Source organism: Pseudoalteromonas sp. MM17-2 (genome assembly GCF_022347945.1).
GTDB classification, from domain to species: domain Bacteria; phylum Pseudomonadota; class Gammaproteobacteria; order Enterobacterales; family Alteromonadaceae; genus Pseudoalteromonas; species Pseudoalteromonas ruthenica.
In genome coordinates, this window is record NZ_JAKRFV010000002.1 from 245,440 (window position 1) to 260,633 (window position 15,194).

A 15,194-nucleotide genomic window follows, 5' to 3' on the forward strand; every position below is an offset into this window, starting at 1 on the left:
AGCGAGCGCGAGTTAGTCAGCGTGTTGCCACTGTGTAAGCGTATCAGCATGGTCGCCATAGTGCAGCCGCATATGCTGTTTATCAACCACTAGAAAAGAGCTTTGCTCGTACCAATCACCGAGGACGATACGGGTTTGCTCTTGATCATATTGATGCACTGCTGGGCGGTGAGTGTGGCCGTGGATCATGATCCTTACTTGATGTTTCGAAAAGGTATCAAGTACTGCTGAGCGCTCCACATCAAGAATTTCGGTGGCCTTGTGCTGTTGGCTTTGTTTACTTTTCGCACGGGCCTTTTTTGCCACACGACGGCGATACCAAAGCGGCATCGCGAGCATCAATCGCGGCCACCACCAACCTCGGCTTTTGCGCCGAAAGCGCTGATATTCAAGATCTTGTGTGCACATTTCATCGCCATGTAATAGCAACACCTGTGTCCCGTATAGGTCTATCACCGTTTGCTCTGCAAGCAGTGTCATGCCTGCTTTTTGCGCATAACGTTGACCAAGTAGAAAGTCGCGATTGCCATGGGTAAAGTAAATGGCAATACCTTGGTCTGCGAGTTGTTTAAGCCGAGCGGCAATATCATCACTGAATGCGTCACTGGCATCGTCGCCCACCCAAACCTCGAAGAAATCCCCTAATATGTATAAGGCATCTACTTGCTGATCTATTTCTTTATCAAGGAAGTCGAAAAAAGCACCTGTGATCTCTGGCTGGTTGCTACTGAGGTGGAGGTCGGCAATAAACAAGGTGCGAGACATAGGCGTCCAGATAGTAAAGTGGCGCGCATGGCGCGCCTATAAGTTATTCAACAATGACTTTGTTGATGATGACATCTTCCAGGGGAACGTCTTGGTGGAAGCCGGCGCTGCCAGTTGCAACGTCTTTAATTTTTTCCACTACATCCATGCCTTCAACGACTTCGGCAAACACGCAATAACCCCAGCCTTGTGGAGTTTCACTGCTGAAGTTAAGGAAGTCATTGTCATTCACATTAATGAAGAATTGTGCCGTCGCTGAGTGTGGATCTGGGGTGCGAGCCATGGCCAGCGTGCCTTTTTTGTTGCTCAACCCGTTATTGGCTTCGTTTTTGATCGGTGACTGCACTTTTTTCTGTTCCATGCCCGGAGCAAAACCGCCGCCTTGAACCATAAAACCGTCGATGACACGGTGGAAAATAGTGCCGTCATAAAATCCGGATTTGGCGTAGTTCAAAAAGTTTTCAACCGTTACAGGGGCTTTGTCAGCAAACAGCGCGATTTTAATCGTGCCAAAGTTGGTATCTAGTACAACCATGATGAGTCTCTGATTTAATAATTAGGGGCCTATTTTATAGTAGGGTAGCGGATCAGACAATGCACCAAGCAATGACACTGCCCTAAAGGCTTTATTTTTGTTATTTTCAGAGGTCTTGCGTGTGGCGAGATAGTCGGGGCAGTGGTAAGATAGCGCCATTAATATAACGATAGGATCATATTGCAATGTTGCAGATATACAACACACTTTCACGTCAAAAAGAACGCTTTACTCCACTGAACGAGAATAAAGTAGACATGTATGTGTGTGGCATCACTATCTATGACTATTGCCATGTTGGTCATGCGCGCACCTATGTTTCCTTCGATGTGATGAATCGTTACCTACGCTATCTCGGTTACGATGTCACTTATGTGCGTAATATCACCGATGTTGATGATAAAATCATTACCCGTGCTAATGACAACAATGAGCCTATTAACGCCTTAACAGAGCGGATGACCGCCGCGATGCACGAAGACTTTCGTGCCTTAAATATTCTTGATGCCGACATAGAGCCTACCGTTACCGGGCACATGGATGACATCATTGCGATGATTGAGCGGCTTATCGACAAAGAGCATGCCTACGTTAGCGATAGTGGCGATGTCTTATTTGATGTATCCACCTTTAAAGAGTACGGCAAGCTGTCGCAGCAAGACTTAGAGATGTTACAAGCGGGCGCGCGCGTTGATGTCGCAGCAGGTAAAGACGACCCCTTAGATTTTGTGTTGTGGAAAAAGGCCAAAGCTGGTGAGCCTAGTTGGTCTTCACCTTGGGGTGAGGGGCGTCCAGGTTGGCATATTGAATGCTCAGCTATGAGCTCAAAACACCTAGGTGAGTATTTTGATATTCACGGCGGTGGCTCTGATTTGCAGTTTCCACACCATGAGAATGAAATTGCTCAGTCATGCTGCGCCAATAATGGTCGCTACGTTAAAACCTGGATCCATACCGGCATGGTTCAGGTCAACAAAGAAAAAATGTCTAAGTCATTAGGCAACTTCTTTACCGTACGCGAAGTACTCAAAGCCTACGACCGCGAAACTGTGCGCTATTTCCTTATAAACGGCCACTACCGTAGCCAGTTGAACTACTCGCAAGAGAATCTCGAGCAGGCGCGCTCATCGTTGGAGCGCTTATATACCGCTCTACGTGATGTTCAGCCTGTTGCTGTTGAACTGGACGGTCATCCGTTGGTAGCGCGTTTTGAGCAAGCCATGAATGACGACTTCAATACCCCTGAAGCCTTGCCTGTGCTGTTTGAGTTGGCGAAGGAAGTAAACCGCCTAAAAGGCCAAGATGAGCAAGCCGCAGGTGAGCATGCCTATATCTTAATTAAGCTGGCTGAAGTGTTAGGTATTGCCCAGCAAGACCCTGCTGCCTTTTTACAAGGTGAGCAAGACGATGATGAAGCGCAAAAAATTGAGGCGCTGATCGCCAAACGTAATCAGGCTCGTGCTGATAAAGATTGGGCTGAGGCAGACGCCGCACGTGATGCGCTTACGGCCATGGGAGTAGTACTCGAGGACTCTGCTGGTAAAACAACATGGCGTAAGGCCTAAGCGTTTATGTTAATTAAACGCCGCGCTTAGGCGCGGCGTTTTCGTTTCTACGTCACTCTTTTTCTCTCACCATGGTTGGATGCACACTCAGTTCTTTATTTTTTGAACGTTGCCTTTAAGTGGTGATTTTTCCATTGACCTCAATCTTAGTTGAGGTTTTACCCTGTTCGCGCTGAATATAACTATGGAGCGTTGATGAATATTCTACTGGCAATGATCCCCGCATTTTTATGGGGCACCACTTATGCGGTCACTAAGTACGCCACCCCAGATTGGCCGCCAATTCTTCTCGGTGCTTTACGCGCCTTGCCTGCAGGGATACTGCTTTGGTTGATAAAGCCGTCGCTCCCTAAAGGTCGACAATGGTGGGGGCTAACAGTGCTCGCTTTGGCCAATATTGCTCTGTTTTTTGCTTTTATTTTTGTTATGGCGGTGAATTTGCCAGCAGCCATTGCCGGTGTAGGCATGGTCTCGGTGCCGGTGGTGGCGATGATTTATACTTGGGTTGTTAAAGGTCAGCGCCCAAGTGCCGTGCAATCGCTTTGTGCCGTGGCCATTGTTACCATCGCTTGGTTATTGTTTGACCCTCAGCATGTCGAATTGAGCCTCCTAGGGCTTGCCGCTTTAGCCGGAGCGTTGTTGTGTATTGTCATTGGCAGTTCGCTAGTGCAAACCGTGAGTATGCATATTCATTGGTGGACCGTACTCACCTGGCAGTTAATTATTGGCGGCACTGCGCTGCTGATAGCCGCCGCAATGCAAGCCAGCATATTTACCCCCGATGCGTATATACCGCTTAGTGAGCCTATGACGGCAAAGCAATGGATCGCTTTGTTTTGGCTTATAGTTCCTAATACAGCACTCGCTTACACCTTGTACGTCTGGCTCTTAGGGCGTATGACGGTGGTGGAATTTACCTTTGGCACCATTGCCAATCCAATAGCAGGGATAGTGACAGCGGTAATTTTGCTCGCTGAACATTACCAAGGTTGGCAATATGCCCTGATGGCATTGATGATCATGTTCTCGGTACTGCCACAGGGTGTTAACTTAGCAAAACAGCGGCTCAGACCGGTGGTGGCAGCACAGCCAAGGCAAGGAAAATAAGCACAAAAAAGCCAGCATTAAGCTGGCTTTTCTTTCATATTGACTCTGGCTGTCAGTCGCTGTGATAGTTCTCACAGGCCTCAAGGGTATTTTCTATTAGGCTCGCCACCGTCATTGGGCCAACACCGCCGGGCACGGGCGTGATGTAACTGGCGCGTTGACTCGCAGCCTCATAGGCAATATCGCCAACCAAAGAGCCATTATCAAGACGGTTGATGCCAACATCAATCACTAAAGCGCCGTCTTTCACCCATTCACCAGGAATAAACTCAGGTTTGCCTACGGCCACAACAAGTAAATCGGCACGACGAACGTGTTGCTCAAGGTCCTGGGTGAACTTGTGACAAACGGTGGTGGTGCACCCGGCGAGCAGCAGCTCCAATGACATGGGGCGGCCAACAATATTCGACGCGCCAACGACCACGGCATGCATGCCTTTATAACGGACCCCAGTGGAATCTAGTAAGGTAATGATCCCCTTTGGTGTACATGGGCGTAATGCCGGCATACGTTGAGCTAAGCGGCCAATGTTATAAGGGTGAAAGCCATCGACATCTTTATGAGGGGTGATGCGCTCTAGTACTTTCTCTGCGTTCAGACCTTCAGGTAGAGGAAGTTGTACTAAAATACCATCAACTTCTTTGTCGGCATTGAGCTCGTCAACCAGCGCCAACAATTGCGCTTCGGTGGTATCACCTGGGAGATCGTAAGATTTGGAAACAAAGCCGACTTCGTCGCATGCTTTGCGCTTAGAACCTACATAAACTTGGCTAGCTGGATCTTGTCCAACTAGTACCACCGCTAAACCAGGAGCACGAAGACCTTGCTCTTTCCTAGCAGCAACACGTGTAGCCACTTGCGAACGCACTTGCTTCGCAATTGCTTTACCATCAATGATGTTTGCCGTCATGGGTAACCTATACCTTGGGGTTAGTGTGCTTTTTGCTTTAATGCATGAGCAACACATGTGAACGAAATACTTTTATTATCAGTGAGGGCATTTTGGGGTCTCCCGTCACCAACTGGCAGATATTTTCGCAGAAAAGCGTCTTGCCGCCAAGGTAAAGGGGGATGCTTAGCATGCTTTTATGGTCTAAGGTGATAAAAAATCAACCAAAATTGCTAAAACTACAGCACTATGTCCTAAAAATGAGCAAACGCGCAGTTCAAGGCAAAAAAATGTTTGACCTTGTCAGGGCAAATCACTATTATGCACCCCGTTGTCAGCGAGGGGTCAGTAAAGAGTCCTTAATGATGCATCAAGTATCGGCGATTAGCGCAGTTTGGTAGCGCACTTGGTTTGGGTCCAAGGGGTCGCAGGTTCAAATCCTGCATCGCCGACCACTTTCTTAGAAAGTGTCACTTGGTTCGCACGAAGAAGTATTCGTTGCACCGCGCCCGTAGCTCAGTCGGATAGAGCAACGGCCTTCTAAGCCGTCGGTCGAAGGTTCGAATCCTTCCGGGTGCGCCATTATAGTGGCGGCTGTAGCTCAGTTGGTAGAGCCCTGGATTGTGATTCCGGTTGTCGTGGGTTCAAGTCCCATCAGTCGCCCCATTTTTCTACAATATGTTTATCGGCGATTAGCGCAGTTTGGTAGCGCACTTGGTTTGGGTCCAAGGGGTCGCAGGTTCAAATCCTGCATCGCCGACCATTTTCATATTTAGAACACATCTCAGTATCGGCGATTAGCGCAGTTTGGTAGCGCACTTGGTTTGGGTCCAAGGGGTCGCAGGTTCAAATCCTGCATCGCCGACCACTTCTAAATAAATCCAGAAATACACCTCTTGGTTTGGGTATAACTGCATGCAGTCGCAGGTTCAAATCCTGCATCGCCGAGCACTTCTAAATATATTCAGAAATACACATCTTGGTTTGGGTATGAACACATGCAGTCGCAGGTTCAAATTCTGCATCGCCGAGCACTTCTAAATAAGTTCAAAAATACACACCTTGGTTTGGGTATAACCTCATGCAGTCGCAGGTTCAAATCCTGCATCGCCGAGCACTTCTAAATACATTCAGAAATACACATCTTGGTTTGGGTACAGCCTATTCAGTCGCAGACTCAAACTCTCTAACATACACCGCACCATCTTTCTCTTATCAGTCATCAACGTTTTGCGCTAGATATGAAAAGCATTGCTGTGTTTATCGCTACGCTCTTACTCGCCGACATCCGTTAATCCAAGATTCTTAGCCGCCCTTATTTTTAAAGATAGCTTTTTGTACAGACTCATAGAGTGGCATGTTGAACACAGCCCAATAGCGATACTTTAACGCCAAGCGGTAATTACTTTTTTGACGCGCGTCCAACGTAGCTGTTACTTAGAATTCATTGTTAGCAAATCTCCTCAATTTATTGCTGTAAAAGTAATCAGCAATGCGCCATACGCCCAATTTATTGGTGCTCGCTCTCGACTCTTATAAATATTAGGTTATAATGCCGCGTCTATTGTTTAACGTAAGTGCCCATAGGGCAGTGCAAGCATAGGGATCGCTGGCTATCGCCGAGGTGCATAATGTGCACTTAATGTGGTGTAGCAACTAACTGATCGCCATGTATGTAAGGAAGGCGCAAAGTCGCCACATTTGAAGATTGAGGTAAATCATGCAAGTTTCTGTTGAGACGACTCAAGGCCTTGAGCGCCGTCTGACTATCACTGTTCCTTCAGAGAACGTTGAGACCGAAGTAAAAAAACGCCTACAACAACTGTCTAAAACTCAACGTATCGACGGTTTCCGTCCGGGCAAAGTACCAGTTTCTATCATTAAAAAGCGTTACGGCACTGCTGTACTTCAAGAAGTTGCTGGCGAATTAATGCAGCGCAACTACATTGAAGCGATCGTTTCTGAGAAAATTAACCCAGCGGGTGCACCTTCATTTGCACCAAAAACGCTTGAGACAGGTAAAGACCTAGAATTCGAAGCGACTTTCGAAGTTTATCCTGAAGTTGAACTTCAAGGTTTAGACAAAATCGCAGTAGAAAAGCCAGCTGTTGAAGTAAAAGACGAAGATCTAGAAAACATGCTAGAGACACTTCGTAAGCAGCACGCTTCTTGGAAAGAGTCTGATGACAAAGCCGGTGAAAATGACCGTGTAACAATCGACTTCGTTGGTACTATTGATGGCGAAGAGTTTGAAGGTGGTAAAGCTGAAGACTTCCCACTAGAGCTTGGCCAGGGTCGTATGATCCCAGGTTTTGAAGACAACATCGTTGGCAAGAAAGCCGGTGAAGAAGTTGTTGCTGACGTAACTTTCCCTGAAGAGTACCACGCTGAGAACCTTAAAGGTAAAGCGGCGCAGTTCACCATTACTGTGAAGAAAGTTGAAGTTCAAGAGCTTCCAGAGCTAAACGACGAGTTTGCTAAGCTGTTCGGTATTACCGAAGGCGGTGTTGACGCACTTAAAGAAGAAGTGAAGAAAAACATGAGCCGTGAGCTTGACCAAGCGGTTAAAGCTAAGGTTAAAGAGCAAGCAATTGAAGGCCTACTTGAGCAAAACGAAGTGGACGTTCCAAAAGCACTTGTTGAACAAGAAATCGACGCGCTTCGCAAGCAAGCGGCACAGCGTTTTGGTGGCGATGCCAACAACATGCCTGAGCTTCCTGCTGAATTATTCCAAGAGCAAGCAATTAAGCGTGTTAAAACCGGCCTACTGCTTGGTGAAGTAATCAAAGCGAACGAAATCGAAGCCGATGACGCAAAAGTAGAAGAGCTTATCAACACGATGGCGTCTGCATACGAAGACCCAAGTGAAGTAGTTGAATACTACAAATCAAATGATCAGCTTATGCAGCAAATGCGTAACGTAGCGATGGAAGAGCAAGCAATTGATGCTTTACTAGCCAACGCGAAAGTAACTGATGTTGAAACTGCGTTTGACGACATCATGAACCCGCAGGCAGCTCAATAAGTCGTTGACTTAAGCTAAAAGCAACGTTTAAATGGCTCGTATGCTTTGTTTACAAAGCACCGAGCCATTTTAGTTTGTGTCGGTCACTAAGGAATCAAGTAATAATGAATAATGGTATGACAGATCCCCTAAACGCGTTAGTGCCAATGGTAGTTGAGCAAACTGCTAAAGGTGAGCGCTCTTTCGATATTTATTCGCGCCTTCTAAAAGAGCGAATCATTTTCTTGACTGGCCCAGTAGAAGACCAAATGGCCAACTTGATTGTGGCTCAGCTATTGTTCCTTGAATCAGAAAACCCAGACAAAGACATTCACCTTTATATTAATTCACCAGGCGGCTCTGTAAGCGCTGGTATGTCTATTTACGACACCATGAACTTTATCAAGCCAGATGTAAGTACCTTGTGCGTCGGTCAAGCCGCAAGCATGGGCGCATTTTTATTATCTGGTGGTGCCAAAGGTAAGCGTCACTGTCTGCCTAACTCACGTGTGATGATTCACCAACCACTAGGTGGGTTCCAAGGCCAGGCGTCTGATATTGAGATTCACGCCAAAGAAATTTTATATATCAAAGACAAACTAAACCGCTTGCTAGCTGAGCACACCGGCCAGCCGCTCGATGTTATCGCTCGTGATACTGACCGTGATAACTTCATGACTGCTGATGCTGCCGTTGAGTACGGGCTGATCGATTCGGTCTTTGATCGCCGTAACGATAAATAAGCGCGAGCGCATTTGCCAAACAGCTGCGCATTGATAAGTAAAGTTTGGTATATTTGTTAAGAAGTACATTTGCTACTATGAATAAAAATAGTAGCGCAAAGAATGAGGTAGCTGAATGTCCGATAAACCAACAGACGGCGAAAAGACTAGCAAGCTGCTGTACTGCTCGTTTTGTGGTAAATCGCAGCACGAAGTACGCAAGCTAATTGCAGGTCCATCTGTTTATATTTGTGATGAATGTGTCGAGCTGTGTAACGACATCATCAGGGAAGAAATTAAAGATATCGCGCCAAAAACCAACGCGTCCGATAAGCTGCCCGTTCCAAAAGAGATCCGCAGCCACCTAGATGACTATGTGATCGGCCAAGAGCACGCGAAAAAGGTATTGTCGGTAGCGGTATACAACCACTACAAACGTCTTCGCAATGCGGGTACCACCGAAGGTATCGAACTCGGTAAAAGTAATATTTTGCTGATTGGTCCAACGGGCAGTGGTAAAACCTTACTCGCAGAGACGATGGCACGCCTATTGGATGTACCATTCACCATGGCGGATGCCACAACGTTAACCGAAGCGGGTTACGTCGGTGAAGACGTCGAGAATATCATTCAGAAACTACTGCAAAAGTGTGATTACGACGTCGAGAAGGCTCAGCGCGGGATCGTTTACATTGATGAAATTGATAAAATTTCTCGTAAATCAGATAATCCATCCATCACTCGTGATGTGTCAGGGGAGGGGGTGCAACAGGCGCTGCTTAAACTGATTGAAGGGACTGTTGCCTCGGTGCCACCACAAGGTGGTCGTAAGCATCCTCAGCAAGAGTTCTTACAGGTAGACACCTCAAAGATACTGTTTATCTGTGGCGGTGCTTTCGCCGGATTAGACAAGGTTATCGAGCAACGCAGTGCTAAGAATACCGGTATTGGTTTTGGCGCACACGTTAAGTCTGCCGATGGTGAGCGTAGTATCAGTGAAACGTTTAAAGACGTGGAGCCAGAAGATCTAGTTAAATACGGTCTTATTCCAGAGTTCATTGGTCGTTTGCCTGTGGTTGCAACACTCACTGAATTGGACGAAGATGCACTGATTCAGATTTTGAACGAACCTAAAAACGCATTGACTAAGCAATTCTCTTCATTATTCCAAATGGAAGATGTTGAGCTTGAATTCCGAGAAGATGCTTTACGTGCGATTGCTCACAAAGCGATGGAACGTAAAACCGGTGCTCGTGGCTTACGCTCGATTGTTGAAGGCGTATTGTTGGAAACCATGTATGAGCTACCTTCGATGGAAGGAGTATGCAAGGTGGTAATAGACGAGACAGTGATTAAGGGTGAGTCAGACCCTATCTTGATTTACGAAAACAGCAGCCAAGACAAGGCCGCGTCAGAGTAAAAAACAAGCAGTTTAATTAAAAAAGGAGCACTAAGCTCCTTTTTTTATAAATTTGTTTGAACTTTCCCCCCTTTATCCCCATATACTTGGGTAATCTTTAAATTTTAAGAAGTCCGAAGAGAGTTAGCATGACGCTTGAAAGAACGGATCGCGTAGACATTCCAGTATTGGCGCTAAGGGATGTGGTGGTGTATCCCCACATGGTGATCCCTTTGTTCGTCGGTCGGGAAAAGTCGATTCGCTGCCTTGAAGCAGCGATGGATAAAGACAAACAAATTTTCTTAGTGGCACAAAAAGACGCTTCTGTCGATGACCCACAAACGGATGAAATATATACCGTAGGGACAGTCGCGAGTGTGCTGCAGCTACTCAAGCTACCCGATGGCACCGTCAAGGTGCTGGTTGAGGGCACGCAACGCGCCGCTATTACCCATTATACGCAAGAAGAAGAGTACTTCGCAGCCGAAGTTGAGTATATTCCTTCGACTGATATTGATGAGCGAGAGCAGGATATTTTCATCCGCAGTGCGATAAGCCAATTTGAAGGTTACGTTAAGCTCAACAAAAAAATTCCACCAGAAGTACTTACCTCGGTGTCGGGTATTGATGAGCCCGCACGCTTAGCCGATACCATGGCTGCGCATATGCCTATCAAGGTGCCCGAAAAGCAGAAAGTGCTTGAAATCAGTGACGTCACCGAGCGCCTTGAATACCTTATGGCGATGATGGAGGGCGAAATAGATCTCCTGCAAGTAGAGAAAAAAATTCGTGCCCGCGTTAAAAAGCAAATGGAAAAGTCACAGCGCGAGTACTATCTCAACGAGCAAATGAAAGCCATTCAAAAAGAGTTAGGTGAATTGGATGATGTGCCTGACGAGTTTGAAGGTTTACAAAAGAAGATAACAGAGTCGGGGATGCCAGCCGAAGCCGAAGAAAAGGCGATGGCGGAGCTGAAAAAACTGAAAATGATGTCGCCGATGTCGGCCGAAGCAACGGTGGTGCGCTCTTATATAGATACCATGGTTAATGTGCCGTGGAAGAAAAAATCAAAAGTGAAAAAAGACCTAGCAGGGGCACAAAAGATTCTTGATGCCGACCACTATGGTCTCGAAAAAGTAAAAGATCGCATCATTGAATATTTGGCGGTGCAGCACCGTACCAACAAGCTTAAAGGCCCCATTTTATGCCTTGTAGGCCCGCCAGGCGTGGGCAAAACGTCACTAGGGCAAAGTATTGCTCGAGCAACGGGTCGCAAATACGTGCGTATGGCATTGGGCGGCGTACGTGATGAAGCCGAAATTCGCGGTCACCGCCGTACTTACATCGGCTCTATGCCAGGTAAGTTAATCCAGAATATGACCAAAGTAGGGGTTCGTAACCCGCTGTTTTTATTGGATGAAATCGACAAGATGTCATCGGATATGCGTGGCGATCCTGCATCTGCTTTACTGGAGGTGCTGGACCCAGAGCAAAACAGCACCTTTGCTGATCACTATCTAGAAGTTGACTATGACCTATCCGATGTGATGTTTGTTGCCACTTCTAACAGCTTCAACATACCAGGCCCATTGTTGGACCGTATGGAAGTGATCCGTTTATCCGGCTACACCGAAGACGAGAAACTCAATATCTCCAAGCAGCACTTAATCCCTAAGCAAATTAAGCGCAATGGCTTGAAAGAAAAAGAAGTGACCATCGAAGACAGCGCCATTATTGGCATTATCCGTTATTACACCCGTGAAGCCGGGGTTCGTAACTTGGAACGCGAGATTTCCAAGTTATGTCGTAAAGCGGTGAAAAATATTTTGCTCGATAAAGGTCTTAAACACATTACCATCAATGATGAAAACCTAGAAGAATACCTAGGTGTGCAACGTTACGATTACGGTAAAGTGGAAGGTGATGACCGCATCGGTCAGGTCACTGGTCTGGCGTGGACTGAAGTGGGCGGAGACCTGCTAACTATTGAATCGTCTGCGGTACCAGGTAAAGGTAAATTAAGCTACACCGGCTCTTTGGGCGACGTCATGAAAGAGTCGATTCAGGCTGCGATGACCGTGGTACGCGATCGCACTGAAAAACTGCGTATTAACGACGATTTCCACGAAAAGCGTGATATTCATGTGCACGTGCCTGAAGGCGCTACACCAAAAGACGGTCCCAGCGCGGGTATCGCCATGGTGACTGCTTTAGTATCAAGCTTAACGGGTAACCCTGTGCGCTCGGATGTGGCGATGACCGGTGAAATAACCTTACGCGGTGAAGTGTTGCCTATCGGTGGTCTTAAAGAGAAGCTGTTAGCGGCACACCGTGGCGGTATTAAAACAGTGGTCATTCCCAAGAAGAATGAGCGGGACCTAAAAGAGATACCGGAAAACGTCCGTGAAGGCCTCGAAATTCACCCAGTTCAGTGGATTGACGAGGTGTTAGATCACGCATTGGCGCAGCCTGTGGAGCGTTTTTCAACAGATCGTGCAAAAAGTGAGTAAAAATCACAAAAAATTGCCGCAAAGGGCTTTTCAAATCACACCTGTGTGATAAGTTAAGCACTAGATTTTGAGCCTAGGCCTTGTCCGGCCTAGGTTTCAAGCAGATCTAGGTGTTAGAAAAACGACCTTTGTTTTTCTAAATTACATAGCAAAGTGATGAGGCCGTTTTGTGTAAAACCGCACAAGGTTAGTCGCTCTGGATAATAACAATGTAAGGGGATGATATTGTGAATAAGTCTCAATTAATCGATCAAATCGCAGCTGATGCTGACATTTCTAAAGCGGCTGCAGGTCGTGCGTTGGATTCATTCATTGAGTCAGTATCAACTGCACTTAAAGACGGCGATTCCGTTGCCCTAGTTGGTTTCGGTACTTTTTCTGTACGTGAGCGCGCAGCGCGCACTGGCCGTAACCCGCAAACTGGTGAAGAAATTCAAATTGCTGCTGCAAACATTCCTTCGTTTAAAGCAGGTAAAGCGCTTAAAGACGCAGTTAACTAATTTGCGAAACTTGAGCTGCAATTAGCGCAACTGTGCTAGATTGCTTCAAGTGAAAAAGCGTATCTGTTAAGATACGCTTTTTTTATACCCACCGCCTCGAAATTGAGGGACAATAGAGTCTGAGTTCGTTGTTTAGCGGTTAAATAAAATAGAGATAAAATAAATGCTAGAAAAAATCAGAGAAGGCTCGCAAGGCTTAGCGGCCAAAATTATTCTAGGGCTGGTGATTTTATCTTTTGCTTTAGCAGGGATCGGTGGCTATTTAGGCCAATCAACCGAACAATCCGTGGCTGAGGTAAATGGAGTTAAGATCACTCAGCGCGAATTTGCTCGTGCCTATGAAAACGAGCGTGCCCGCTTAGAGCAGCAGTTCGGCGAATACTTCGCACAACTTGCTAACGATCCAAGCTATATGGCGCAAGTGCGTCAATCCGTTACTGACCGCTTAGTACAGCAAGAACTACAAACACAGTTAGCGGCAGAAATGGGGCTTCGCGTTAGCGATGAACAAGTTAAACAAACGATTCTAGAACTCCCAGCTTTCCAGTTTGGTGGTCAGTTCAGTAATGACCGTTATCTGCAAGTGATCCGCCAAATGGGTTATCAAGCAGATGGCTTCCGTGAGTACCTGCGTGAAGAAATGACGCGTTCACAACTTGTTTCGGCACTTGCTGGCACAGATTTCACGCTAAGTAATGAGTTAAGCCAAGCCGTGGGTCTGCAACAGCAACAACGTGCTATTGATTATTTAGTGCTCGATAACAACGCCTACAAAGCCCAAGTAGAAGTGAGCGACGAAGAGGTTCAAGAATACTACGACCTAAACCAAGCGCAGTTCCTTTCGCCAGAGCAGGTGAAAGTGTCTTATGTTGAGCTAAGTGCCGATGATTTAGAGTTGGCGGAGCCAATCACAGACGAGCAAATCAACGACTATTATCAGCAAAACAAAGCCTACTATTCAGAGCCTGAAAAGCGCCGTGTTGCTCATATTTTGGTTGAATATGGTGATGATCAGGACAGTGCTGAACAAAAAGCCAATGACCTACTTACACAGCTTAACAACGGCGCTGATTTCGCCGAGCTGGCTAGTGAAGAGTCAGACGATATCGTCAGCGCGGAAATGGGCGGTGACCTAGATTGGATTGAGCGTGATATGCTGGATCCTGATTTTGAAAAAGCAGCGTTTGCTTTGCAAAACGTGGGCGAACTTTCACAAGTCGTTGAGTCTGAGTTCGGTTATCACATTATTAAGCTCACAGACCTGCAGCCAGGTGAAACCAAGCCTCTTGCTGAGGTAAAAGAAGACATTCGCACTGAGCTGGCTAAAGTTGAAAAAGCTGACCTATTCTATGAACAGCAAACAGAGTTGGCAGAGCTTTCATTTGAGGTGGCTGATACGCTAGAAGACGCTGCTTCTGCGGTAGGAGCGCAAGTGCAAACCACACCTTGGTTAGCCCGTGGACAGCTAAGTGCCCCGTTGAATGAGGCTAACGTGCAAGCAGCCATCTTCTCACCAGATTTACTGGAAGATAGAGTTAACTCAGAAGTGCTGGATTTAGGTAATGAGCACGTGATTGTGGTACGCATCGCTGATCATAAACCTGCGGCAACTAAGCCTTTGGCTGAGGTGAGCGAACAAATTAAACAAACGCTGATAGCTGAAAAGGCCACCGCCAAAGCGAAAGAGCAGGGTGAAGAGCTGTTTGCACAATTACAAAGCGGCACCAGCCTTAACGCCATTGCTCAGCAAGCAGGTGTTGAAATGCAAAGCGAGGACGCCCTTAATCGTCGTAGCTTCAGTGTGGCACCCGCTCTGGTAGAGCAGGTATTTAAGCTGGCACACCCACAAGATGAGCCTGTCGTGGATATGGTTGAGCTTAACAATGGCAACATAGCCCTGGTTGCGTTGAAGTCAGTTAACACTCCGAGTGAAACTGAAGTGAATGCGCAAGTGAAGCAAAACCTCACCATGCAAATGGCAAACAAAAACTATCAAAGCTTTATTGAAGCGCTTGAGGCTCAGGCCGAAGTGGTTCGCATGCGCCAGCAGGGGCAATCAGAATAAAGTAACATGAATGCAAAAGGCGCCTATTCGGCGCCTTTTTTGTCTCTGCGCAGCGCCTAATAATAAAACTGACGTCGGAACATGAATTACACTTCGCAATGTAGTACAGTGAAACTAACCCCAATAAGGAGTG

Annotated in this window: 11 protein-coding genes and 5 tRNA genes; 13 read left to right on the plus strand and 3 right to left on the minus strand. The window is 46.7% G+C overall.

The window, feature by feature from the left end:
* Positions 1 to 12: 12 nt before the first annotated feature.
* Both lpxH and ppiB read right to left on the minus strand, forming a co-directional pair.
* Positions 13 to 765, minus strand: a complete 753-nt coding sequence (lpxH, locus tag MHM93_RS02770) for a UDP-2,3-diacylglucosamine diphosphatase (RefSeq protein WP_239447924.1) — start codon at positions 763 to 765, stop codon at positions 13 to 15.
* A gap of 43 nt (positions 766 to 808) precedes the next feature.
* Positions 809 to 1,300: a peptidylprolyl isomerase B gene (gene ppiB, locus MHM93_RS02775; RefSeq protein WP_045978120.1), complete on the minus strand. Its 492-nt coding sequence runs from the start codon at positions 1,298 to 1,300 to the stop codon at positions 809 to 811.
* Positions 1,301 to 1,485: 185 nt separating this feature from the next.
* Between ppiB and cysS the strand changes: the two genes are divergently transcribed.
* Both cysS and MHM93_RS02785 read left to right on the plus strand, forming a co-directional pair.
* Entirely contained in the window at positions 1,486 to 2,865 is a 1,380-nt protein-coding gene (gene cysS / locus MHM93_RS02780; protein ID WP_239447926.1) for a cysteine--tRNA ligase, read from the plus strand.
* Between the two features lie 195 nt (positions 2,866 to 3,060).
* The gene (locus MHM93_RS02785; RefSeq protein WP_239447927.1) at positions 3,061 to 3,972 is read left to right on the plus strand and encodes an EamA family transporter; all 912 of its coding nucleotides are present in this window, start codon (positions 3,061 to 3,063) and stop codon (positions 3,970 to 3,972) included.
* A gap of 52 nt (positions 3,973 to 4,024) precedes the next feature.
* On the opposite strand, the gene folD is transcribed toward MHM93_RS02785, so the two are convergent.
* Positions 4,025 to 4,882, minus strand: coding sequence for a bifunctional methylenetetrahydrofolate dehydrogenase/methenyltetrahydrofolate cyclohydrolase FolD (folD, locus tag MHM93_RS02790; RefSeq protein WP_022945640.1), 858 nt, complete (start codon positions 4,880 to 4,882; stop codon positions 4,025 to 4,027).
* 357 nt (positions 4,883 to 5,239) lie between these two features.
* Between folD and MHM93_RS02795 the strand changes: the two genes are divergently transcribed.
* The 11 genes from MHM93_RS02795 to ppiD all read left to right on the plus strand — a co-directional run bounded on the left by MHM93_RS02795 (position 5,240) and on the right by ppiD (position 15,061).
* Positions 5,240 to 5,316, plus strand: a tRNA-Pro gene (locus MHM93_RS02795).
* 50 nt (positions 5,317 to 5,366) lie between these two features.
* Positions 5,367 to 5,443, plus strand: a tRNA-Arg gene (locus MHM93_RS02800).
* Positions 5,444 to 5,451: 8 nt separating this feature from the next.
* Positions 5,452 to 5,527 (plus strand) — tRNA-His (locus tag MHM93_RS02805).
* A gap of 20 nt (positions 5,528 to 5,547) precedes the next feature.
* Positions 5,548 to 5,624 (plus strand) — tRNA-Pro (locus tag MHM93_RS02810).
* Positions 5,625 to 5,652: 28 nt separating this feature from the next.
* Positions 5,653 to 5,729: transfer RNA gene (locus MHM93_RS02815), tRNA-Pro, on the plus strand.
* A gap of 852 nt (positions 5,730 to 6,581) precedes the next feature.
* Positions 6,582 to 7,886, plus strand: a complete 1,305-nt coding sequence (tig, locus tag MHM93_RS02820) for a trigger factor (protein WP_022944379.1) — start codon at positions 6,582 to 6,584, stop codon at positions 7,884 to 7,886.
* 104 nt (positions 7,887 to 7,990) lie between these two features.
* Complete coding sequence (gene clpP, locus MHM93_RS02825) at positions 7,991 to 8,608, plus strand: ATP-dependent Clp endopeptidase proteolytic subunit ClpP (protein ID WP_022944380.1); 618 nt, start codon at positions 7,991 to 7,993, stop codon at positions 8,606 to 8,608.
* A gap of 115 nt (positions 8,609 to 8,723) precedes the next feature.
* Entirely contained in the window at positions 8,724 to 10,007 is a 1,284-nt protein-coding gene (gene clpX / locus MHM93_RS02830) for an ATP-dependent protease ATP-binding subunit ClpX (protein ID WP_022944381.1), read from the plus strand.
* Positions 10,008 to 10,135: 128 nt separating this feature from the next.
* Positions 10,136 to 12,496 carry an endopeptidase La gene (gene lon / locus MHM93_RS02835; RefSeq protein WP_138509141.1) on the plus strand — a complete coding sequence of 787 codons (2,361 nt, stop codon included), beginning with the start codon at positions 10,136 to 10,138 and terminating at the stop codon, positions 12,494 to 12,496.
* A 227-nt stretch (positions 12,497 to 12,723) separates the two neighbouring features.
* Entirely contained in the window at positions 12,724 to 12,996 is a 273-nt protein-coding gene (hupB, locus tag MHM93_RS02840) for a nucleoid-associated protein HU-beta (protein WP_022944383.1), read from the plus strand.
* A 163-nt stretch (positions 12,997 to 13,159) separates the two neighbouring features.
* On the plus strand, positions 13,160 to 15,061 hold the full coding sequence (gene ppiD / locus MHM93_RS02845) for a peptidylprolyl isomerase (protein ID WP_239447929.1): 1,902 nt from the start codon (positions 13,160 to 13,162) through the stop codon (positions 15,059 to 15,061).
* Positions 15,062 to 15,194: the final 133 nt, after the last annotated feature.